This is a genomic window from Actinacidiphila paucisporea (assembly GCF_900142575.1).
Lineage (GTDB): Bacteria > Actinomycetota > Actinomycetes > Streptomycetales > Streptomycetaceae > Actinacidiphila > Actinacidiphila paucisporea.
On sequence record NZ_FRBI01000004.1, the window covers coordinates 109,945 to 132,973 of the forward strand.

At 72.1% G+C, this 23,029-nt stretch carries 17 protein-coding genes; 12 read left to right on the plus strand and 5 right to left on the minus strand.

The window, feature by feature from the left end; genetic code table 11:
* Positions 1-71 precede the first annotated feature (71 nt).
* The 3 genes from BUE44_RS08455 to BUE44_RS08465 all read left to right on the plus strand — a co-directional run bounded on the left by BUE44_RS08455 (position 72) and on the right by BUE44_RS08465 (position 4,723).
* Entirely contained in the window at positions 72-833 is a 762-nt protein-coding gene (locus tag BUE44_RS08455) for a carbohydrate ABC transporter permease (RefSeq protein ID WP_073496173.1), read from the plus strand.
* A 63-nt stretch (positions 834-896) separates the two neighbouring features.
* Positions 897-2,906, plus strand: a complete 2,010-nt coding sequence (locus BUE44_RS08460) for a glycoside hydrolase family 31 protein (protein ID WP_073495678.1) — start codon at positions 897-899, stop codon at positions 2,904-2,906.
* The gene (locus tag BUE44_RS08465) at positions 2,903-4,723 is read left to right on the plus strand and encodes a hypothetical protein (protein WP_073495681.1); all 1,821 of its coding nucleotides are present in this window, start codon (positions 2,903-2,905) and stop codon (positions 4,721-4,723) included. The genes BUE44_RS08460 and BUE44_RS08465 overlap by 4 nt, the downstream gene beginning before the upstream one ends.
* Positions 4,724-4,787: 64 nt before the next feature.
* On the opposite strand, the gene BUE44_RS08470 is transcribed toward BUE44_RS08465, so the two are convergent.
* The 3 genes from BUE44_RS08470 to BUE44_RS08480 form a co-directional block, all read right to left on the minus strand.
* The gene (locus BUE44_RS08470; protein WP_073495685.1) at positions 4,788-5,702 is read right to left on the minus strand and encodes a SigB/SigF/SigG family RNA polymerase sigma factor; all 915 of its coding nucleotides are present in this window, start codon (positions 5,700-5,702) and stop codon (positions 4,788-4,790) included.
* A gap of 66 nt (positions 5,703-5,768) precedes the next feature.
* Positions 5,769-6,755 (minus strand): acetylxylan esterase, encoded by a 987-nt coding sequence (locus tag BUE44_RS08475; RefSeq protein ID WP_073495688.1) that lies wholly within the window; start codon positions 6,753-6,755, stop codon positions 5,769-5,771.
* 335 nt (positions 6,756-7,090) lie between these two features.
* Complete coding sequence (locus tag BUE44_RS08480) at positions 7,091-7,696, minus strand: GNAT family N-acetyltransferase (RefSeq protein WP_073495690.1); 606 nt, start codon at positions 7,694-7,696, stop codon at positions 7,091-7,093.
* Between the two features lie 242 nt (positions 7,697-7,938).
* On the opposite strand from BUE44_RS08480, the gene BUE44_RS08485 reads away from it, so the two are divergent.
* The 3 genes from BUE44_RS08485 to glgC all read left to right on the plus strand — a co-directional run bounded on the left by BUE44_RS08485 (position 7,939) and on the right by glgC (position 10,982).
* Positions 7,939-8,364, plus strand: a complete 426-nt coding sequence (locus BUE44_RS08485) for a nitroreductase family deazaflavin-dependent oxidoreductase (RefSeq protein ID WP_073495693.1) — start codon at positions 7,939-7,941, stop codon at positions 8,362-8,364.
* A gap of 59 nt (positions 8,365-8,423) precedes the next feature.
* Positions 8,424-9,590: a glycogen synthase gene (gene glgA / locus BUE44_RS08490; protein ID WP_073496175.1), complete on the plus strand. Its 1,167-nt coding sequence runs from the start codon at positions 8,424-8,426 to the stop codon at positions 9,588-9,590.
* A gap of 174 nt (positions 9,591-9,764) precedes the next feature.
* Complete coding sequence (gene glgC / locus BUE44_RS08495) at positions 9,765-10,982, plus strand: glucose-1-phosphate adenylyltransferase (protein WP_073495696.1); 1,218 nt, start codon at positions 9,765-9,767, stop codon at positions 10,980-10,982.
* A 12-nt stretch (positions 10,983-10,994) separates the two neighbouring features.
* On the opposite strand, the gene BUE44_RS08505 is transcribed toward glgC, so the two are convergent.
* On the minus strand, positions 10,995-14,093 hold the full coding sequence (locus BUE44_RS08505) for a GH92 family glycosyl hydrolase (RefSeq protein ID WP_200804372.1): 3,099 nt from the start codon (positions 14,091-14,093) through the stop codon (positions 10,995-10,997).
* 303 nt (positions 14,094-14,396) lie between these two features.
* Here BUE44_RS08505 and BUE44_RS08510 point away from each other — a divergent pair, with 303 nt between their 5' ends.
* The 4 genes from BUE44_RS08510 to BUE44_RS08525 all read left to right on the plus strand — a co-directional run bounded on the left by BUE44_RS08510 (position 14,397) and on the right by BUE44_RS08525 (position 18,464).
* Positions 14,397-15,230, plus strand: a complete 834-nt coding sequence (locus BUE44_RS08510) for an ATP-binding cassette domain-containing protein (RefSeq protein ID WP_079189588.1) — start codon at positions 14,397-14,399, stop codon at positions 15,228-15,230.
* Complete coding sequence (locus tag BUE44_RS08515; protein ID WP_073495699.1) at positions 15,227-16,273, plus strand: ABC transporter permease; 1,047 nt, start codon at positions 15,227-15,229, stop codon at positions 16,271-16,273. The genes BUE44_RS08510 and BUE44_RS08515 overlap by 4 nt, the downstream gene beginning before the upstream one ends.
* Before the next feature lie 54 nt (positions 16,274-16,327).
* Positions 16,328-17,326 (plus strand): ABC transporter substrate-binding protein, encoded by a 999-nt coding sequence (locus BUE44_RS08520; protein WP_073495702.1) that lies wholly within the window; start codon positions 16,328-16,330, stop codon positions 17,324-17,326.
* 130 nt (positions 17,327-17,456) lie between these two features.
* Entirely contained in the window at positions 17,457-18,464 is a 1,008-nt protein-coding gene (locus BUE44_RS08525) for a LacI family DNA-binding transcriptional regulator (RefSeq protein WP_235001977.1), read from the plus strand.
* A 118-nt stretch (positions 18,465-18,582) separates the two neighbouring features.
* Here BUE44_RS08525 and BUE44_RS08530 read toward each other — a convergent pair whose 3' ends face one another.
* Positions 18,583-19,419 (minus strand): aldo/keto reductase, encoded by an 837-nt coding sequence (locus BUE44_RS08530; RefSeq protein ID WP_073495708.1) that lies wholly within the window; start codon positions 19,417-19,419, stop codon positions 18,583-18,585.
* A 275-nt stretch (positions 19,420-19,694) separates the two neighbouring features.
* On the opposite strand from BUE44_RS08530, the gene BUE44_RS08535 reads away from it, so the two are divergent.
* Entirely contained in the window at positions 19,695-20,741 is a 1,047-nt protein-coding gene (locus BUE44_RS08535; protein WP_073495711.1) for a LacI family DNA-binding transcriptional regulator, read from the plus strand.
* Between the two features lie 157 nt (positions 20,742-20,898).
* Positions 20,899-22,980: a SpoIIE family protein phosphatase gene (locus BUE44_RS08540; protein WP_079189590.1), complete on the plus strand. Its 2,082-nt coding sequence runs from the start codon at positions 20,899-20,901 to the stop codon at positions 22,978-22,980.
* Positions 22,981-23,029: the final 49 nt, after the last annotated feature.

Sequence of the window (23,029 nt, forward strand, 5' to 3'; positions counted from 1 at the left end):
GCCGGGCCGCCGGGACGGGACGGGCAACCGGCGGCGCGTACACGGCTGTCGCGCTGCTGATCCTCGCGGTGATGCTCTTCCCGCTCTACTGGATGCTGAACGCCTCGCTGCTGCCGTCCACCGAGCTGGTCAGGCATGCGCCGACCTGGTTCCCGGTGCACGGCACCCTGCAGGGCTACCGCCGGGCGCTGTCCACCCAGGGCAGCCACCTGCTGATCAGCCTCGGCGTGTCGGCCGGCACCGTCGTGCTGGTGCTGCTGATCGCGGTGCCCGCCGCCTACGGGCTGGCCCAACTGCGGGCGCCCGGCGGCCGGCTGCTGACCTTCGCCTTCCTCGTCGCGCAGATGATCCCCGGCGTGGTGATGGCCAACTCCTTCTACACCGCGGCCAACCGGCTGGGGCTGCTCGACTCGCCCCTGGCACTGGTCCTCGCCGACTCGACTCTGTGCGTGCCCTTCGCGGTGCTGATCCTGCAGGCCTCGATGCGCGGCGTGCCGGCCGAGCTGAGCGAGGCCGCGCTGTTGGACGGGGCGTCGAAACTGCGCACCCTGCTGTCGGTGATCCTGCCGGTCAGCAGGAACGCCGTGGTCACCGCGAGCCTGTTCTCCTTCCTCTTCGCCTGGGCCGACTTCCTCTTCGCGGTCACCCTGACCACCCGGGACGACCGGGCGCCGGTGACCGTCGGCATCTACCGCTTCATCGGGGCGCACCTGAGCGACTGGAACAGCGTGATGGCCACCGGGATCATCGCGTCGCTGCCCGCGGCCGTCCTGCTCGTCGTCGCGCAGCGCTACGTCGCCGCCGGCGTCACCAGCGGCGCGGTCAAGGACTGACCGCCCCCGGCCGCCCGAGTCCCTGCGCCGCCCCGTCCGTACCACGAACCGAGGAGAAAGACCTTGCCGTCCGCGTTCACCCAGCTCCCGAACCTCCTGCGGTGGCGACACGGCCACCACGTGCTGGAGGTCCAGCCGTGGGGTCCCGACAGCGCCCGGGTGCGGGCCGGCGTCCACCGGGTCGCCGACGGGCTGCCCGGCGCCCTCGACCCCGAGCCCGCGACTGCCGCGGACGCCGCCGTCGAGGTCCACGACACGCACGCGGTGGTGACCAACGGGCTGCTGCGGATCACCGTCGGCGCCGCCGGCGGGCTGCTCACCGCGACCCGCGCCGACACCGGCGAGGAGCTGCTGCGCGAGGAGCCGCCGCACTTCTGGTGGCCCGGCGCCCGGCACTTCGAATCGGCCGGCGGCGGCCTGCACCGTATCGAGCAGCGCTTCGCCGCCTACGACGGCGAGCGCATCCACGGCCTGGGGCAGCACGGCCACGGCCGGTTCGACCAGAAGGGCACGGTGCTCGAACTCCAGCAGCGCAACGGCGAGGTGTCCATCCCCTTCGCGGTCTCCAGCCGCGGCTACGGCTTCCTGTGGAACAGCCCCGCCGTCGGCCGGGTGGAATTCGCCGCGAACGGCACCCGCTGGGTCGCCGACCGGGCCAGGCAGCTGGACTACTGGCTCACCGCGGGCCGCACCCCCGCCGACATCCTCGGACACTACGCCGACGCCACCGGCCACGCCCCGGCCTTCCCGCAGTGGGCTTCGGGCCTGTGGCAGAGCAAGCTGCGCTACCGCAACCAGGCCGAAGTCCTGGACGTGGCACGCGAGTACGCCCGCCGCGGGCTGCCGCTGTCGGTGATCGTCATCGACTACCTGCACTGGCGCAACCTGGGCGACTGGGACTTCGACCGCCGTGACTGGCCGGACCCGCGCGGCATGGTCGACGAACTGCGCTCGCTCGGCGTGGAGCCGGCGGTCTCGGTGTGGCCGTCAGTGAGCCCGCTGTCCGAGGGCTACGCGGGGCTGCGGGACGCCGGGCAGCTGGTGGCCACCTACAGCGGGGCGACCGTGCACGCCGACTGGCCCGACACCGAGGAGGCACCCGAGGGCATCGGCGTCGCCTTCTACGACGCGACCGACCCGGCGGCCAGGGCCGCGCTGTGGGACCGGCTGCAGGAGAACTACTACAAGCTCGGCATCCGTGCCTTCTGGCTGGACGCCTGCGAGCCCGAGATGCGCCCCGGGCACCCGCACAACCTGGACTACGCGGCGGGCAGCGGCTCCGAGGTCGCCAACCTCTACCCGCGCGAGCACGCCCGCGGCATCCACGAGCACCTCACCGCGCAGGGCGAGACCGAGGTGCTGTCCCTGGTGAGGTCCGCGTGGGCCGGATCGCAGCGCTACGGCGCCGCGCTGTGGTCGGGCGACATCCCCGCGACCTTCGAGGCGCTCGCCGACTCCGTACGCGCCGGCCTCAACGTCGCGATGAGCGGCATCCCGTGGTGGACCACCGACATCGGCGGGTTCCACGGCGGCGACCCGGACGACGAGCACTACCGCGAACTGATGGTCCGCTGGTTCCAGTTCGCCGCCTTCTGCCCGCTGCTGCGGCTGCACGGCCACCGCGAACCGCGGGTCTTCCACGGCCCGATCGGGGTCGGCGGCGGCCCCAACGAGATCTGGTCCTACGGCGAGCGGGCGCAGGCCGCCATGACCGCCGCCCTGGACCTGCGCACCCGCCTGCGGCCGTATCTGCACGAGCAGCTGGCGGCCGGCCGCACCGACGGGCTGCCGCTGATCCGCCCGCTGCTGCTGGAATTCCCCGCCGACCGGGCGGGCTGGGACATCGACGACCAGTTCCTGTGCGGCCGCGACCTGCTGGTGGCCCCGGTGCTGCGGCCCGGCGCCACCGAGCGCCGGGTCTACCTGCCGGCCGGCGCGCGGTGGCGCGACCCGGCCACCGGCACCTTCCACCCGGGCGGCCAGTGGGTGACCGCCGCCGCCCCGCTGGACACCGTCCCGCTCTTCCTCCGCGACCACGCCGATCCCTTCACCCCCCTCAGGGAGAAACGATGAAACGCAACCCCGCACGGAAGTCCGCCGCCCGCCCCGGGTGGCGCCCCTGGACGCTGCCGGTCCTGGCGGCGCTCGGCGCCGCCGTACTGGCGGCGGCCACCCTCGACCCGGCGCCGGCGGCAGCCGCCGACTCCGAGGTGACCGTCGACCTGGCAGCCCAGGGCGCGGCCCCCACCGCCGTCGGCTCCGGCTTCCTGTACGGCCTCAGCCAGGACGGCTCCGCGCCGGCCGACAACCTGCTCCAGCCGCTCAAGCCCGCCCTCTTCCGCGGCGGCGGGGCCAGGATCGCCGGCGGCGGCTGGCTCGGCGACGGCTACACCGCGGGAGCGGGCTACCGGGTACGGATCAACTCGGCTCTCTCCCAGGCCCGCCGGGTCACCGCGGCTCCCTACCGCGCCACCTACCACCTGCTGGTCTCCGACGTGTGGGGCGCCGACACCACCCAGCCGGCCAGCACCGTCTACCCCTGCGACAACGGCGACTGCTCCAACTGGGCCGCCTTCGTCGACCGCGTGGTGGCGGACGTGCAGGCCTCCGGCATACCGGTGGCGTACGACATCTGGAATGAGCCGGACGGCACCGGATTCTGGCAGCGCGGCGTCAACAGCCCGCAGTACTACCGGATGTGGGACACCGCGGTACGCGAGATCCGCCGCCTGGTCCCGGCCGCGCAGATCGTCGGCCCCTCCTACAGCGGCTACAACCACGGCTGGCTGGACTCCTGGCTCGGGCAGACCAAGGCGGACAACACCCTGCCGAACGTGCTCAACTGGCACTTCGGCGACGACCCGGCCACCGACGCGGCCGACGCCAGGGCCCTGGAGTCCGCGCACGGCATCGCCCCGCTGCCGCTGACCATCAACGAGTACCTCTTCTCGCAGCAGCAGAACTCCGCCTACACCGCCTGGTTCCTCGACCGGCTGTCCGCGTCCGGCGTCACCGCGGCCGCGCACGCGATCTGGTCCGACTGCTGCGGCGCCGGCACCCTGGACTCGCTGCTGGCCGGCGGGCAGCCCACCGGGCAGTGGTGGGTCTACCAGGCGTACGCCCGGCTCAGCGGCCGGCTGCTGGCCACCACCGGCGGCGGCGGGGTGGCCGTCGCCGCGGCCGCCGACTCCTCCGCCCACCAGGTGCTGGCGCTGCTCGGCAACAACTCCGGGCAGGGCGGCACCACCACCGTGACCGTACGGAACCTGTCCGCGGCGTCCTGGCTGCTCCACAGCGGGGCCGTGCACGCCACCGTCCAGCGCATCCCCGACCAGAGCCCGCTGTCCGCGCCCGTCACCGTCTTCGACGCGGATGTGGCGACCGACGGCGCCACCCTGCACCTGCCGGTGACCCGTACCAGCGGCTCCGACGCCTACACAGTCACCCTCACCCCGGGCAACGGCAGCACCGGCCCCGTCGACCCGACCGTGGTGGTGGACGGCACCGACACCAGCACCTCGGACCTCGACCACTTCGGCTACGGGGCGAACTGGGGCGTCACCAACGGCGTCAGCGACATGTACCAGCAGACCGCCAACTGGTCGTACACCGGCGGCGCGGTCGCGACCTTCACCTTCCGCGGCACCCAGGTCGCCCTGCACGCGGTGCGCGACGCCGACCAGGGCATCATGTCGCTGTCCGTCGACGGCGGTTCACCGGTCACCGTCGACAACTACGCCCCGAGCCGCAACGCCTCGGGCGTGGTGTGGACCAGCCCGCGGCTGGCGGTCGGCACGCACACCGTGACCATCACCAACACCGGGCAGCGCAACGGCGCCAGCGGCGGCACCAACATCGCCCTGGACCGGGCGGACGTCACACCGTCCTGACCCCGGACGCCCGCGACCCCCCGGCCCGCTCGGGCCGGGGGGTCGCGGGGCGGTGCCGGCGGCGTCAGTCCTGCACCAGGAGGCCCTTGCGGAGCCGGGCGACGATCCGGCTCAGCAGCCGGGAGACGTGCATCTGCGAGCAGCCCAGCTGCTCACCGATCTGCGCCTGGGTCAGCTCGTCGCCGAACCGCAGGCGCAGCAGCAGCCGGTCGCGCTCCGGCAGCTTCTCGATCAGCGGGGCCAGGGTGTGGAAGTCCTCGAAGAGGTCCATCGCCGGGTCGCACTCGCCGAACGTCTCACCCAGCGTGCGGCCCTCGCCGTCGGTCGCGCTGTCGGAGTCGCTGTAGGGGGTGTCGATGGACCCCGCCGTGTAGCCGTTGGCGGCCACCAGACCCTCGATGACCTCCTGCTCCGTCAGGCCCAGGTGCGCGGCCAGTTCGGCCACCGTCGGGTCGCGGTCCAGGTCGAGCGACAGCGCCTCCTTGGCCTTGCTCAGCTCCACCCGCAGCTCCTGGAGCCGCCGCGGCACATGCACCGCCCAGGTGGTGTCGCGGAAGAAGCGCTTCATCTCCCCGACGATGTACGGCACCGCGAAGGTGGTGAACTCCGTCTCACGGGAGAGGTCGAAGCGGTCGATCGCCTTGATCAGGCCGATGGTGCCGACCTGCACGATCTCCTCGTGGTCGGTGGCGGGCCGGTTGCGGTAGCGGCCGGCGGCGAAGTGCACCAGCGACAGGTTCATCTCGATCAGCGTGTTGCGCGCGTAACTGTAGGCCGCGGTGCCCTCCTCCAGCTCCTGGAGGCGGTCGAAGAACAGCTTCGAGAGCATCCGCGCGTCCTGCGGCGCCACGGTCGTCGCGTCGTCGATCAACGGCAGCCCGCCGGTGGCGGCCTCCGGCCCGCTCGGCCACCGGGCGGCCTGTGACGGCTCAAGGGTCGCGGTAGCCGACCTGTCCGTGCCTATCGACTGCTCAACCATTGCGCTCACGTCATCGCCTCGCACTCGTACGACTGGTGACGTCCCGCCTTCCCCGGTTCCACCGGGCTATTCCTCTTTTTTGTTTCCGGCCAACGCGCCCGGCAGCCACCGCAGCTGGGCCGCCTGCTGGTAGGGACCGCCGCCCTCGTGGCCGTTGAAGTCGTAGACCTCGATCTGCTTGTCCTCGCCGGCGTAGGCGTTGAAGGCCGCGAAGACGGTGGAAGGCGGGCAGGTCTCGTCCTCCAGCGCGGTGGAGAAGAGCGCGGGCGCCCGGCCGCGGGCGGCGAAGTGCACGCCGTCGAAGTACGCCAGGGTGTCCAGCACCCGTGCCCTGCGGTCGCGGTGCACCGACAGGTACGTGCCGACCTCGCGGTAGGGGAGCGTGTCGGTGAGGGTGACGGCCCGGGGGAAGTCGCACAGGAAGGGGACGTCGGGGGCGATCGCCGCCAGGTCGGGCACCAGTCCGCCGACCGCCAGCGTGATGCCGCCGCCCTGGCTTATCCCCGCCGCCACCGTGCGCGAGGCGTCGGCCAGCGGGTGCGAGCGGGCCGCCTCGACCGCTCGGACGGCGTCGGTGAAGACCCGGCGGTAGTAGAAGTCGTAGGGGTCCTCTATGCCGCGGGTCAGGAAGCCGGGGGAGGCCGGGCTACTGCCGACCGGGTCCTCGGTGTGGCCGGCCGACCAGCCGGCGCCCTGGCCGCGGGTGTCCATCAGGAAGTGCGCGTAGCCCGCCGACGCCCACAGCAGATGGGTGTGCGGCAGACCGCGGCCGCCGCCGTAGCCGACGAACTCCACGACGACCGGCAACGGCTCCGCGGTGCCGGCGGGCACCGTGAACCAGCCCTTGACCGGGTGGCCGCCGAAGCCCGCGAAGGTCACGTCGTAGGTGTCCAGCGTGGTCAGCCCGGTCGGCACCCGCTCGAAGCGCGCGTCGAGGGCGTACTGCCGCGCCTGGCCGAGGGTGTCGGTCCAGAACTGGTCGAAGTCCGCGGGCTCCGCCGAGCTGCTGCGACGGTCGCGAAGCTGGTCGAGCGGCAGGTCGAAGAGGGCCATACGGAGTCCTTCGCGGCAGGGTCGTGGTCGATCGGTGACACCGTACGTCCTGTCGAGCCTGCACAGAAGCCCCCGCTTAACCGGTTGAGTGGCGAGGGAGGGCACGGAGGCGGCCGGGCGGGTCCCGTGCGATGCGGTACGGGGAGCAGCCCGGCCGTCCGGATAATGCGGATTCGCGAAGAATGGGGGGATAGCCGCCGGTCAGTGCTTGGAGTCGCCGCTGCCGGTCGGCCGGCCTCGGCCCGGATCGGTCGTGCAGCCGCCCTTGCGGCAGTTCACGTCGGGGCAGGACATGGTGGTCACCTCTTCTCTGCGAGTCACTTCTTGCCCGTGCTTCACTTCTTCTCTGCGAGCCACTTCTTATGTCCGAGACAACGCGAATCACCGCTGTTTCCGCCGAGGTCGTCGGGCACGCAGTCGAACAGCAGCTTGTCGACCCGCCTGCCGTGCCACAGGGCGGCGCTGCGCAACCGTCCGGCGGCCCGGAAGCCGGCCTTGAGATAGGCGTTGATCGCGGGAGTGTGGGGCGCGGGTACCTCCAGCCACACCGAACTGAGCGAGGCGATCGTGAACGCCCACTCGAGGGTCAGTGCGGTGGCTTCTGCCGCGTAGCCCCGGCCGCGCTGCTCCGGGGCGATCACGAGGGTGAACTCGGCACTGTTGACGGACTGGTCGACGCTGAGGGCGGTGCTTCCCACCGGGGTCCCGCCCGGTGCGGTGATCACCTCGAAGAGCTGGGAGTGAGCCGACGTGTGGCCGGTGCGGAAGCGCGCGCGGAAGACCTCCCAGGACACCGGCCAGCGGGCGCCGAAGCCGACGACGGTCGCCGGGTCGGTCTCCCACCGGTGGTACTCCTGCATCATCTCTTCCCGCGCCAGTGCCAACGACAACCGCGTCCCGGCGCGCAGCGGGACGGGTGCGGTCGGTGGGGTGTTGGTCATCACGTTCTGTCTCTCCTACGTGTGCCCGGGCTCCGGCCCTCGCAGCCGTCCATAAAGCGTCAATCCGCCGGGGGGCGAAAAGGGCCGGATCCGCGGTATTGCCGCCGCCCGGGCCGTCCTGTGCTTCGTCCGCCGGTCGCCGTGAGCGACCGGCGGTCGCCGCAGGTGAGCCCTGCCGGTCCCAGCAGTCGCTTCGATAGGCTGACACCACATCAGCCGTCGGGGACGTAAAGGAGAGTTCAATGAGCGAGCCCGGGGACTACAACGCCCAGATCGTGGCCGAATTCCGCGCCAGCCACGGGAAGGTCGGCGGAAATTTCGAGGGCGCCCCGCTGCTTCTGCTGCACAACACGGGAGCCCGCACCGGGCGGAAGTTCGTCAAGCCGATGATGTACCTGCGCGACGGCGAGCGCTATCTGGTCTTCGCCTCCAAGGGCGGCGCCCCCGACAACCCCGCCTGGTTCCACAACCTGGTCGCCAACCCCGACGCCGAGATCGAGGTCGGCGACCGGACGGTCCCGGTCCGCGCCGAGGTTCTCACCGGTGAGGAGCGGGACCGCAAGTACGCGGAACAGGCCGCCCTCTACCCTGGGTTCGCCGACTACCAGGAGAAGACCGACCGGGTCATCCCGGTGGTCGCGCTGGTTCCGACCGGTCCCGCGCGGTAGGCGGCCGCCGATCGGGGAAGGCAACAGGCACGGACGGTCGAGGGCGGGAGAGGGTGCTGGTGAAGGTCGGGCTGCTGACCCGGGAGTATCCGCCGGATGTCTACGGCGGAGCCGGGGTCCATGTGGAGTTCCTGGCGCGGGAATTGCGCGCGCTGGTCGACGTGGAGGTGCACTGCTGGGGTGACGCCGCCGCGGAGGGCGGCGTCGTCAGGCACCGGGCGCCGGCCTCGCTCGACGGCGCCAACGACGCGCTGCGCACCTTCTCCGTCGACCTGGCCATGGCCGCCGCCGTCCAGGGCCGCGACCTGGTGCACTCCCACACCTGGTACGCCAACCTGGCCGGGCACATCGGCAAGCTGCTGCACGGCGTCCCGCACGTGCTGACCGCGCACTCCCTCGAACCGCTGCGGCCCTGGAAGGCCGAGCAGCTCGGCGGCGGCTACGCGCTGTCCAGCTGGGCCGAGCGGACCGCGATGGAGTCGGCGGACGCGGTCGTCGCGGTCTCCGACGGGATGCGCCGCGACATCCTGTCCTGCTACCCGGAGCTCACTCCCGAGCGTGTCCACGTCATCCGCAACGGCATCGACACCGCCACCTACCGCCCCGACGAGCGCACCGACGTGCTGCGCAGGATAGGCGTCGACCCTGACCGCCCCTATGTGGTCTTCGTCGGCCGTATCACCCGGCAGAAGGGCGTACCGCACCTGCTGCGGGCGGCCAGGGACCTCGACCCCGCCGCGCAGCTGGTGCTGTGCGCGGGCGCGCCCGACACCCCCGCGCTGGACCGGGAGTTCCGCGCGCTGTTCGACGAGCTGAACGCGGTGCGCGACGGCGTCCACTGGATCCCCGCGATGCTGCCGCGCCCCGCGGTCGTCCAACTCCTCACCCACGCCACCGCCTTCGCCTGCCCCTCGGTCTACGAGCCGCTGGGCATCGTCAACCTGGAGGCGATGGCCTGCGGCACCGCCGTGGTCGCCTCCGCGGTCGGCGGCATCCCCGAGGTCGTCGACGACGGCACCACCGGACTGCTGGTGCCCTACGACGAGCAGCGCCCCGCGGACTTCGAGGCGGGACTGGCCGCCGCGCTCAACCGGCTCGTCCGCGACCCCGACCAGGCCGCCGCCCTCGGCGCCGCGGGCCGGGAGCGCGCGGAGAGGGAATTCGGCTGGGACACCGTCGCCCGCCGTACGGTCGCCCTTTACGAGAAGGTGCTCGCCGCCGGGTAGGAGTACCGGTGGAGGAGACCGACTCGCACGACCGACACGCAGGACCGACACACACAGACCGGTTCGCGGCACATCGCGGAACCGGTGGCAAGCACCGCACGGCACAGCCCGGCGCGGTGCGGCACAGCAGGGCGGCAGACGGCAGGGCGGTACACGAACCCAAGGGGGACGTCGATGCGCGGTGCACCTTCGGTGCTAGGCATAGTGCTGGCCGGCGGCGCGGGAAAGCGGCTGATGCCGCTGACCGCCGACCGGGCGAAACCGGCGGTGACCTTCGGCGGCACGTACCGCCTGGTGGACTTCGTGCTGTCCAACCTGGTCAACGGCGGCATGATGCGGATCTGCGTGCTCACGCAGTACAAATCGCACTCACTCGACCGCCATGTGACCACCACCTGGCGGATGTCCAGCCTGCTGGGCAACTACGTCACGCCGGTCCCGGCGCAGCAGCGGCTCGGCCCGCGCTGGTATCTGGGCAGCGCCGACGCGATCCTCCAGTCGCTGAACCTGGTGCACGACGAGCAGCCCGACTACGTCGCGGTCTTCGGCGCCGACCACGTCTACCGGATGGACCCGCGCCAGATGCTCGCCCAGCACGTCGAGCACGGTGCCGGGGTGACCGTCGCGGGCATCAAGGTGCCGCGGGCCGACGCCTCGGGCTTCGGGGTGATCTCGCCGGCCGCCGACGGCATCTCGGTGGAGCGCTTCCTGGAGAAGCCCGCGGACCCGCCCGCGCTGCCCGGCGACCCCGGGCACGTCTTCGCCTCGATGGGGAACTACCTGTTCACCACCAAGACGCTGATCGACGCCCTGCACGAGGACGCCGAGGACCAGCAGTCCGTGCACGACATGGGCGGCAGCATCCTGCCCCGGCTCACCGCCGCCGGCGTCGCGCAGGTCTACGACTTCGACACCAACCACGTGCCGGGCGAGACGGCCCGCGACCACGGCTACTGGCGGGACGTGGGCACCCTGGACGCCTACTACGACGCGCACATGGACCTGATCTCCGACCAGCCCGCCTTCAGCCTCTACAACAGGCGCTGGCCGATCTACACCCACCCCGGCCAGCTGCCGCCCGCCAAGATCGCGGCGGGCGGCATCGTGGGGGAGTCGGTGGTCAGCCCCGGCTGCGTGATCCGCGGCCAGGTCACCCGCTCGGTGCTGTCGCCCGGCGTGGTGATCGACGCGGGCGCGGTCGTCCAGGGCTCGGTGCTGCACGACAACGTACGGGTCGGGCGCGGCGCGATCGTCCGCGGCGCGGTGCTGGACAAGAACGTGGATGTGCCGCCGGGCGCCACCATAGGCGTGAACCCCGACCGCGACCGCGAGCTGTACACGGTGTCCGCGGCCGGGGTCATCGCCCTGGGCAAGGCCCAGTTGGTGGGGTGACGGCTCGGGCCGTCAGCTCACCGACCACTGCTGGTTGGTGCCGCCGCTGCAGGTCCACACGTCCAGCTGGGTGCCGTTGGCGGTGTTCGACCCCGGCACGTCGAGGCATTTGTTCGCCGCGGCGTTGATCAGCTGCTTGCCGCTGACGGTCCACTTCTGGGCGCTGCTGCTGTTGCAGTCCCACAGCTGCACCAGCGTCCCGTCGGCGGTGCCGGAGCCGGCGTCGTCCAGGCACTTGCCGAGTGCCTGCACGGTGCCGTCGGCTCCCACGGTCCAGGACTGCGCGTCGCTGCCGTTGCAGTCGTAGAGCTGCACGTGGGTGCCGTTGGCGGTGCCGGAGTTGGCGATGTCCACGCACTTGCCGGCCAGACCGGTGATGGCGTGCGGGGCCGCGCCGCCCGACTGCCCGTAGACCTCCAGTTCGTAGATGCGGGCCGCGGTGTCGCCGCCGGTGTTGCTGGGCGCCGAGATCGCCAGCCGGACGTAGCGCGCCTGCCGTGTCGCGATGGAGTGGTAGGTGCGGCTGGAGCGCGAGCCGGTGACGTTGGCCGCCAGTGACCAGGTGCTGTTGTCGGTGCTGGTCAGGATCTGGAAGGCCGAGGTGTTCCAGCTGGTGTTCTCGCCGCCGAGGCCCGCGTGCTTGACCACGAAGGACCCCACGGTCTGCGTCGAGCCGAGGTCGACCGTCAGCGTCGGACTTGCCGCCTTCGAGCACCACTTGCTGTTGTTCTGCAGCGAGTTGTCGACCGCCTTGTCCCCGGACTCCGCCGCCGCGCACGGCGTGGAGGTGGTGACCGCCTTGCCCCGGGCCAGGTTGGTGCCCAGGCTCGGCGCGGTCGGCACCGGGGTGGCCCCGTCCTGGAAGGACGGCGGTACGTCCCCGGCGCCGGTGCCCCAGCTGCTGCTGGGGGTGCCGCCCATGGTGTAGTCGAGCGTGCCGCCGCCGGCGATGTCCGGGTAGCGCAGGTAGTTGTGGCTGGTGGCGGTGCCGTCGACCTTCAGGCCCTGGACGTAGCCGCCGCTGCCGGAGGAGTTGACGGTGATGTTGCCGCCGGGGCGCTGCAGCAGCACCGAGGGGAACTGCGGGCCGTTGACGGCCAGCGTGTCCGCGCCGGGGGTCGCCGGGTACATCCCCAGCGCCGCCCACACATACCACGCCGAGGTCGCCCCGAGGTCGTCGTTGCCGGGCAGGCCGCCCGCGCCGGTGGTGAACGACTCGGTCATCACCTTGCGCACCGCGTCCGCCGTGCCCGCGGGGTCGCGGGCGAAGTTGTACGCCCACGGCACGCCGTGCTCCGGTTCGTTGCCGATGTAGTAATAGGGCAGGCTCTGCCCGGCGTTGACCTGCGTGAAGTGGTGGTCGAGCCGCTGGGCCGCGGTCGCGGGGCCGCCCATGTCGTTGATCAGGTCGGCGAAGTCGTAGGGCACCATCCAGGTGTACTGCGCCGCGTTGCCCTCGGTGAAGTTGCTCGGGCTCGCCGGGTCCAGCGGCCACGACCAGCTGCCGTCGGAGTTGCGCGGCTGCACGTAGCCGGACTCGGTGCTGAAGGTGTTGCGCCACCACTGGGCGCGCGTCATGTGCGTGGAGTAGCTCGCGGTGTTGCCGAGCGCCTTGGCGAACTGCGCCACCGCGAAGTCCGACGCGCTGTATTCGAGTGAGTCCGAGGGCGCGGACAGGTAGTGCTGGCTGGTGTATGTGCTCTGGTTGCCGCGGATCGGCGAGCCCTGCGCCGTGCCGCCGTTGGAGGCCTTCTCCATCAGCGACAGCGCCGCGGCGGTGTCGAAGTCCCGCACCCCGAAGGCGTACATGCTGCTGACGATGATCGGTCCCGGGTCGCCGGTCATCACGAAGTCCTCGTTGGTCTGCTGCGACCACTTGGGCAGCAGGCCGCCCTGCTGGCCGTCGAGGACCATGGACTTGGCGATGTCGGCGGCCTCGGTCGGCGCGATGAGCGCGACCAGCGCCGCCCACGAGCGGTAGATGTCCCAGCCCGAGTAGTTCTGGTAGACCGGCCGGGCCGAGTTGTGCACCGCTCCGTCGAAGCCGCGGTAGTCGCCGTTGACGTCGCTGGAGATGTTGGGGCTCTGGAAGACGTGGTAGAGCGCCGTGTAGAACTTCTTCAGGTCCGCCGTGGCACCTCCGGTGACCTGGGCGCGGTTCAGCATCGCGTTCCACGACGTGTCGGCCGCGGTGCGGGTCGCGCTGAAGTCCCAGCCGTTGTTCTCCGCGGTCAGGTTGGCCTGCGCGCCCGCCACGCTGACGTAGCTCAGGCCGACCTTGGTCTGCACGGTCTGGTTGCCGGTGGTGTCGAAGGTGACGTAGGCACCGGTGTTGGTGCCCGAGGTGCTGCTGGAGCCGGCCGAGACCGTACCGCCGTTCCAGGTGCCGAAGCCGGACGGGGCGCGGTCGAAGCGGATGTCGAAGTAGATCTGGTAGGTCTTCGACGAGCCGCAGAAGCCGCCGGCGGTGACGCTGCCGGTCACCTCGGACCCGCTGACCTTCACCGACCCGCTGCGGTTGCCGGTCGCGCTGCGGCCGGTGTTGATCAGCAGGCCGGCGCTGGTGGTCGAGGGGTAGGTCAGCCGGGCCATGCCGGTGCGGGTGGTGGCCGTCAGCTCCACGCCGGTGCCGTACTTGTCCAGGCGGTTCTTGTAGTAGCCGGGCGCGGCCGACTCGTTGGACTTGGTGTAGCCCGACGCGTAGCCGGTCCAGTTGCTGCCGGGGGAGGTGCCGACCGCGCCGGTGATCGGCATCAGCGGCAGGTCCTCGTTGTTGGGGCAGCCGGCACCGTCGAAGTGGGTGAGGCTGAAGTCCTCGATCGAGGTGTCGGAGTAGCGGTAGCCGGACGGCGAGGCGGTCGGCGTGTCGGGGCTGAACTGCACGCCGCCGAAGGGCGCCACGGCCCCCGGGTAGGTGCTGCCGCCGGCGCCGCCGCCGACCGGGTTGGGGGCGTTGCTGTCGTCGGACCCGACGAAGGTGTCGACGTACTGCGTGAGGTTGGCGTTGGCGGCGTGGGCGGGGGCCGAGGTGAGGCCGCCGATGCCGAGGGCGGCCAGTAAGAGGGCGCTGACGGCGCCCGCGGTTCTGCTGCGGAGCACGGGAGGGAGCACGGAGGACCACCTTCTCGCGGAGGCGGCAGGCCGTGGGATGACGCACGGCGAGCGGCCTCGGGGCACGGGGGGGATGCTCGTACGGATGTGAACGTTACCAAGCAAATCAGCATCTTGATGTGTACCTGATCTGATGTCAAGGGTGCGTGCGGCAGTCAGGTTTCCCATCCGTGCGGTGTCCCGTGGTGGATGCGGTGACCCGCCACGCGGCGTATTGACATGCCGTCAGGAGCCCAGCACAATCCCGGAACGCTTGCGAACGTTACCAAGGAACCGCGTTACCACGACGCTGGGAGACAGCCGATGGCACAACCACTCCTGGAAGCCCGACGCCTGACCAAGCGGTTCGGTCACGTCAGGGCGCTCCAGGACGCCGACTTCACCGCCTACCCGGGCGAGGTCGTCGCCCTGATCGGCGACAACGGCGCCGGCAAGAGCAGTCTCGTCAAAACCCTCTCAGGCACCATCCGGCCCGACGCCGGCCAGATCCTCGTCGACGGCAGCCCGGTCGAGCTGTCAGGACCGCTCGACGCCAGGCGCCACGGCATCGAGACCGTCTACCAGGACCTCGCGCTGGCCCCCGACCTCGACGCCGCCGCCAACCTGCACCTGGGCCGCGAGCTCTACCGCGGCGGCCTGCTCGGCCGCCTCGGCGTCCTGGACCACGCCGCCATGCGCCGCTCCGCCGTCACCGCCTTCGCCGAACTGGGCGTCGACCTCCAGGACGTCGGCGCCCCCGTCGCCACCCTGTCCGGCGGTCAGCGCCAGTCCGTCGCGGTGGCCCGGGCGGTGGCCTTCGCCAACCGGATCATCTTCATGGACGAGCCCACCGCCGCCCTCGGGGTGCTCCAGCGCGGCCGGGTGCTCGACACCGTCAGACGCGTACGGGACCGCGGCATCTGCGTCGTCCTGATCAGCCACAACATGCCGGAAGTGCTGTCCGTCGCCGACCGGGTGGAGGTGCTGCGGCTCGGCCGCCGGGTGGCCCGCTTCACCGCCGCGGACACCACCGTCGAGGAACTGGTCGGCGCGATGACCGGCGCCCTGGACGCCGAGGAGGCCGGCGGCGCGATCGAGGGCGACGGGACCGCAGGAGCACCGGACGCCGACGCCCCACGAAAGGACGGCGCCGCATGACCGCCCAGGCCCCCGCCCCCGTCGAGGAACGGCGGCAGCCCGCCCGCCGGCCCCCCGTACCGTCCTGGCTGCGGCGGCTGGCCGCGGCCAACGAGGCCTGGACCTTCGGCGTCCTGGCCCTGCTCGTCGCCTTCTTCACCGCCGCCCGGCCCAGCACCTTCCTGACCCGCTACGACATCACGCAGATCGCCACCAACGCGGCCATCTACCTGGTGCTCGGCGTCGGCATGACCTACGTGATCATCGTCGCCGGCATCGACCTGTCCGTCGGCTCCGTACTGGTGCTGTCCGCCGTCCTGTCCGCCGAGTACACCATCCACCACGGCGGAGCGAAGTCCGGCTGGGGCACCATCGCGGTCAGCACCCTCATCGCCCTGGCCACCGGCCTGGTGTGGGGCGCCCTCCAGGGCTGGCTGGTCGCCAAGGCCAAGGTCCCCCCGCTGATCGTCACCCTCGGCGGCTTCGGCGCCGCACTCGGCGCCGCCCAGATCATCACCGGCGGCCAGGACCCGGCCGGCGCCGTGTCCGGCAGGCTCCAGCGCACCATCGGCTTCGGCAAGCTCTTCGGCCAGATCCCCTGGCTGGTCGTCATCGCCTTCGGCGCCACCCTCGTCTTCGGCCTGATTTTGGCCTTCACCCGCTTCGGCCGCCACACCTACGCCATCGGCTCCAACCCCGAGGCCGCCCGCCGGGTCGGCGTCGACGTCGACGCCCACCTGATCAAGGTCTACGCCCTGGTGGGCCTGCTGTCCGGACTGGGCAGCGTCATGTGGCTGGCCTACTTCGGCACCACCTCCATCGCCGGCCACTCCACCGACAACCTCAAGGTCATCACCGCCGTCGTGCTGGGCGGCGCCAGCCTCTTCGGCGGCCGCGGATCCGTACTCGGCACGGTCATCGGCGTCTTCATCCCCGCCGTGCTGAGCACCGGCCTGATCATCATGGGCGTCCAGCAGTACTGGCAGGACGTCGCCATCGGCGTCGTCCTGGTCGCCGCCGTCTACCTCGACCAGCTCCGCAGGCGCGGCAGGGACCACGGCTGACCCGCCGGCCCGTCGCCCGCGCCCGCACCACGCCCTCCACGGAAAGGCTCCGCCATGCGCCCGACCAGCACGCGTACCACCCGCAGACCGATGGCCTTCGCCGGACTCTGCGCCGTCCTCGCCCTGACCGCCGCGACCACCGCCGGCTGCGGCGGCGGCTCCGGCGGCTCGGGATCGACGTCCCTCGACCTGATCACCGGCGTCAAGAGCGACCCCTTCTACATCACCATGACCTGCGCGGCCCAGCAGGAGGCCAAGAAGCGCGGCGTCCACCTGACCGTCAACGGCTCCGCCCAGTGGGACGTCGCCGTGCAGCGCCCGATCATCGACTCGGTCGCCGCCACCCACCCCGGCGGGCTGCTGATCTCCCCGGTCGACACCGCGGCCCTGACCCCCTCGCTCCAGCAGATCCAAAGCGCCGGCACCAAGGTCGTACTGGTCGACACCGAGGTCACCGACACCTCCATCGGCGTGTCCCGGATATCGTCGGACAACGAGGCCGGCGGCAGGACCGCCGCGAAGTCCCTCGCGCAGCTGATGGGCGACAAGGGATCGGCGATCGTCATCAGCGTCAAGCCGGGCGTGTCCACCACCGACGCCCGTATCAAGGGCTTCACCGAGGAGATGCGGGACAACCACCCGGGCATCACCCTGCTCCCGGTGCTCTACGACAACGACCTGCCCGCCACCGCCGCCTCGCAGATCCAGTCCACCCTGGCCGCACACCCCGACCTCGGCGGGGTCTTCGCCGGCAACACCAACACCGCGCAGGGCATCTCCACCGGGCTGCAGGCCGCGGGCAAGCAGGGCAAGGTCAAGGTCGCCGCCTTCGACGCCGAACCCGACGAGATCACCGCGCTCACCAACGGCACCCTCGACGTCCTGGTCGCCCAGGACCCCGGCGCCATCGGCCGGCAGGGTGTCGACCAGGCGCTCGCCGCGATCGACAAGAAGAAGGTCACCGCGCACATCGGCACCGACATGGTGGCCATCACCAAGGCCAACATGGACCGGCCCGAGGTCAAGAAGTTCTTCTACCAAGCCGCCTGCTGATCAGGGGGAGCCCGGAATTCACCTGCCAGGGGCCCGCCTGCCATCATCGACGCACGAGCCGGCCGGCCGCCGGTGACCGGTGGTCCGCCGGTCACCGGCCCGGCCGGCCGGCACAGCGACGAGGAGGCTCGTGAAACGCCCGACGATGAAGGACGTGGCCCGCGCAGCCGGGGTCAGTCCGATGACGGTCTCCCGGGTCGTGTCGGGCGAAGCGGGCGTCGCCCCCGAGACCGCCGCCCGGGTCGGCCAGGCGGTGCGCAAACTCGGCTACCAGCGCAACGACAACGCCCGCAGCCTGCGCCAGAAGAACCTCGGCACCTCCACCATCGGCCTGGTCGTCGACGACCTGGCCAACCCCTTCTACGCCCTGATGGCCCGTTCGGTGGAGGACGAGGCCCACCGCCGCGGCCATGTGGTGCTGGTCGGCAGCACCAACGACGAACCGCAGCGCGAACGCGAGGTCATCGCCGCCTTCACCGCCCGCCAGGTGGACGGCCTGATCATCGTCCCCACCATCGGCGGCCACGGCTTCCTCAAACGCCCCATGGCCGGCGGCACCCAGGTGGTCTGCGTCGACCGTCCGGCCAGGGGCCTGGCCGTCGACACCGTCACCGTCGACAACCGGGCCGCCGCCGGACGGGCCGTCACCCACCTGCTCGGCCACGGCCACACCCGCATCGCCTACCTCGGCGACCGCTTCGACATCTGGACCCAGGCCGAGCGCTACGCCGGCTACCTCGACGCGCTCGCCGCCCACGGCATCCCCGAGGACCCCGCGCTCGTACGGCACGAGTTGCGCTCCCACCCGCAGGCCCGCGACGCGCTGGCCGTGCTGCGTACGCTGCCCGACCCGCCGACCGCGCTGTTCACCAGCAACGACCTGATCACCCTGGGTGTGCTCGACGGCCTCGACCACCCGGCGCCGCTCGCCCTGGTCGGCTTCGACGACCTGCCGCTCGGCGAGCGGCTGACCCCGCCGCTGACCGTGGTCAGCCAGGACCCGGTCGCGCTCGGCGGCACCGCGGCCAACCTGCTCTTCTCCCGGATCGCCGGCGACCGCTCGGCGCCCCGGTCGGTGGTGCTGCTCACCCGCTTCGTGGTCCGCGGCTCGGGTGCGATGCGCACCGCGGGCGGCTGAGGCCGGGGTCCCGGTGCGGCACCGCACCGGGACGCGGGGGCGCATCAGGGGGCGCACTGCGCGCCGGCGTGCGCGAGGCGCACGCACCGGCGCACGGGCGCGCGGACGGCCGGCCGGCTCAGCTGGGAATCCAGTTGAAGGTGTCCGGGTCGGGGCCGAGGCGCTCGCCGCGGTCCAGTGCGGTGATCGCCGCCATGTCGGCCGGGGTCAGCTCGAAGTCGAAGAGCCGGAAATTCTCCTCGACCCGGGCCGGCGTCACCGACTTGGGGAAGACGATGTCCCCGCGCTGGATATGCCAGCGCAGCGTGACCTGGGCGGGCGTGCGCTCCAGCCGCCCGGCGATCTCCGTGATCACCGGGTCGTCGAGCACCTTGCCCTGCGCGATGGGCGACCACGCCTCGGTCGCGATGCCGTGGTCGGTGCCGAACGCGCGGACGTCGTCCTGCGTCAGGTACGGGTGGATCTCGATCTGGTTGACCGCCGGGACCGTGCCGGTCTCCCGCAGCAGCCGCTCCAGATGCGACGGCTGGAAGTTGGACACCCCGATCGCCTTGGCCCGGCCCGAGCGGTAGATCTCCTCCAGCGCCTGCCAGGTCTCGACGTAGTCCCCGACCGCGGGCAGCGGCCAGTGGATCAGGAAGAGGTCCAGATACTCCAGGTCCAGGTCCTCCATGCTGCGGTCGAACGCGGCGAGCGCGTCACCGTAGGCGTGGTGGCCGTTGTTGAGCTTGCTGGTGACGAAGACCTCGCCGCGCGGCAGCCCCGAGTCCCTGACGGCCTGGCCGACCTCCTTCTCGTTGCCGTACATCTCCGCGGTGTCGATATGGCGGTATCCGGTCTCCAGTGCGGTGCGCACCGCCTCCCGGGTGTCCTGCGGCTCGATCTGGTACACCCCGAAGCCCAGTTGCGGGATCGAGGTGCCGTTGTTGAGCGTGAGACTGGGGATGTGGGTCATGGATGTCTTCCCTTGCTCTCCTTGGCTGCTGTCCCTGCTGCTCTTCCCCTCACCCACGGTAGCGGCGGCATGCGCGGCAGTCCTGCCGGATCCTTTCAGAGAGCGCTCTCATGCTCGGCGCCGACCCGATACGCTGTGGCCCTGCCCGGCCGTCGGCCCACCGTCCGCGCCGGTCCGCGCCTCCGTATGTGCCCGTGCCCGTCCCGCGTCACGTCCCGCGTCACGTCCTGTCCCGCGTCAACGTCCCGCGTCCGCCGCGCGAAGGAGACATCCCGTTGCCCGCACGGCCCGCCGCCCACCGACCCACTCTCGAAGCCGTCGCAGCCAGGGCCGGGGTGTCGCGAGCCACCGTGTCGCGGGTGGTCAACGGCGGAGCGGGGGTGCGCGGCCCGCTCGCCGAGCGGGTGCGCGCGGCCGTCGACGAGCTGGGCTACATCCCCAACCAGGCCGCCCGCACCCTGGTCACCCGGCGCAACGGCGCCATCGCCGTGGTCGTCGCGGAACCCGAGTCCCGGTTCTTCACCGACCCCTTCTTCGCGCAGCAGGTGCGCGGCATCAGCCGGGAGCTCGCCGCGCACGACAACCAGCTGGTGCTGCTGCTCACCGGGGGCGCCGCCGACCACGAGCGGGTCGGCCGCTACCTGACCGGCGGGCACGTGGACGGCGCGCTGATCTTCTCGCTGCACGCCGACGACTCGCTGCCGGTGATCGCCCGCAACGCGGGCGTGCCCACCGTCATCGGCGGCCGCCCCACCTGGCCGGACCCCGACACCCGCCGCCGCACCCTCTACGTCGACTGCGACAACCGCGGCGGCGCGCGCGACGCCGTACGCCGGCTGCTGGCGCTCGGCCGCCGGCGGATCGCGCACATCGCGGGGCCGCTGGACCAGCCCGCCTCGATCGACCGGCTCGACGGCTTCCGCGACGTGCTGCCCGACATCGCCCCGGGGCTGATCGCCGAGGGCGACTTCACCCCCGAGGGCGGAGCGCGGGCGATGGAGAGGCTGCTGGAGCGCTCTCCTGACCTCGACGGGGTCTTCGCCGCCTCCGACGTGATGGCCTCGGGGGCGCTGCGGGTGCTGCGGGCCCGCGGCCGGCGGGTGCCCGACGACGTGGCCGTGGTCGGCTTCGACGACATGGTGTCGGTCGCGGAGTGGACCGATCCGCCGCTGACCACCATCAGGCAGGACATCGAGGAGATGGGCCGGCTGATGGCCCAGCTGCTGCTGCACGCCTTGGAGCCGGCGTCCGACCCGGACGGGGTGCCCGCCGTGTCCTCGATCATCACCCCCACCCGGCTGGTCGTCCGCGCTTCCGCGTAAGACCCGCCTCGCGGCGGGCGCGACCCGGTCCAGGCCTGCTGGAGAGGGCTCTCCCGGTGCTTCCGGAGCGCCGCCCGTGCCCCGCGGGTCGTCGGTAGGTCCCGCTCCGGTGCCGGTTCGCCGTGCCCCGCGCCCCGCCGCGCGCGATGATCGGAGGATGAGGCGTAGCGGCCACGAGACGGGTGCGCCCGAGCTCGAACCCGAAGTGTTCGACAGCGCCATCGTGCCGATCGTGATCACCGCGGGCGGCGACCATGTGCTGGTCTACTACAACGAAGCCTTCCGCGCCCTGTTCGGCCCCCGCCCGCTCGGCGTCCCGGCGCGCGCGGCCTTCGGTGAGCCCCTGGCCGCCCCCTTCGTCAGCATGCTCGACGAGGTCTACGGCGACCGCACCGCCCGCCAGGTCACCTCCCCGCGCAGCACCGACGGCAGCACCCCCGGCGTCTCCGGCGTCCGGCACTTCGTCTACAGCTGCTCGCCGGTGGTCTCCCGGTACGGCGCCGGTGTCCTCACGGTGGCCATCGACACCACCGCCCAGGTGGAGGCGGCCGAGCACGCCGGGCAGCTGTCCGAGGAGCGGCACCAGGCGCTCCAGCGCTACGAGGCGCTGATGTCCGCGGTGAACCAGATCGTCTGGCTGATGCAGCCCAGCGGCGAGATCGAGGAACTGGTCGGCGGCTTCGAGAAGTTCACCGGCATCCCCTGGCGTCCGATGATCGACCAGGACTGGCTGGCCGCGGTCCACCCGCACGACCGCGGCCCGCTGGTGAGGTCCTGGCGGGAGGCGGCCGAGGGCAGCCCGTCGATGTTCGTGTGCACCTTCCGGATGCGGACCGCGTCCGGCGTCTACCGCCGCGTGCAGTCCCGCGCGGTGCCCATCGTGCGCGGCGGCGCCGCCGTCGAGTGGATCGGCACCACCGCCGACGTCGAGGACCAGTGGCGCAACCGGCTGCGCGAGCGGCTGATGGCCAAGGTCGCCACCGTGATCTCGGCGAACGACGTACCGCAGGCCTTCGCCGCCGTGACGGAGGCGGTGGTGCCCGACCTGACCGACGCGTGCGCGGTCTTCCTGCTCCCCCCGGCCGCCCTGTCCGGCTCCGACGGCACCCTGACCGCCGTCCGCATCGCCTCCACCGCCCGTGAGGGACTGCCCGCGCTGCCGCCGCTGAGCAACCAGCCGCGGCAGTTCGGCCCGATCGTCCGGGAGGTCGTCGACAGCCGTCGGCCGCGGCTGTTCACCTTCCCGCCGGGCGAGGCGCCCGACGGAATCGTGCCCGAGCTGTCCATGGGCTGGCTCCGCGACGCCCGCGCCACCAGCATCACCATGGTGCCGATCGTGATCGACTCGGCGGTCCTCGCCTTCGCGGTGGCCGCCGGCTGCGCGGACAGCCCGCCGCCCGGCCCCGCCGACCTGCAGATGCTCGGCGAGGTGCTGCACGAGGTGCGCGACCCGCTGCGGCAGGCGATGGAGTTGCAGCGCACCCGGCACACCGCGCTGACCCTGCAACGCGCCCTGCTCACCCCCACCCCCGACGTGCCGGGCGCCGAGCTGGCGGCGAACTACCAGCCGGCCAGCAGGACCGCGGAGGTCGGCGGCGACTGGTACGACTCGCTGCTGCTGCCCGACGGCTCGGTCACCCTCACCATCGGCGACATCGCCGGCCACGACCTGGAGGCGGCCACCTCGATGAGCCAGCTGCGCAGCATGCTGCGGGTCATCGCCTACGACCGGTCGCACGGGAACACCCCGGCCGAGAGCCTGGCCCGGCTGGACACGGTGGCCGAAGGACTCGCCATCGCGCCGCTGGTCACCGCCGTGCACGTCCGGTTGGAGCGGCGCCCGGACGGCGACTGGCACGCGGCCTGGTCCAACGCGGGCCACCCGCCGCCGCTGCTGCTCCCGGCGTCGGGGACGCCGCGCTTCCTGGAGGGTGACGGCCCCGACCTGCCGCTGTGCGTGGCCCCCTGGATGCCCCGCACCACCTGGCACCACGAGCTGCGCCCCGGCGACACGCTGCTGCTCTACACCGACGGCCTGATCGAGGTGCCGGGCACCGACCTGACCGAGGGCATGTCGGCGCTGGCCGCGCACGCCGAGCAGGCCCGCGTCCGCGGGCTGCCGCTGGCCGCGCTGTGCGAGAGGCTGCTGGCGGCCGCCGCGGAGCGCCGCGACGACGCGGCTGTCATCGGTTTCCGGCCGATCGCCCAGGGCCGGGTGTGGAGCGCCCGGCTGCCCTGACGCGCTTGGGCTACGGCGGCGGGGCGGTCAGGGCGCGGTCGGACGGGAC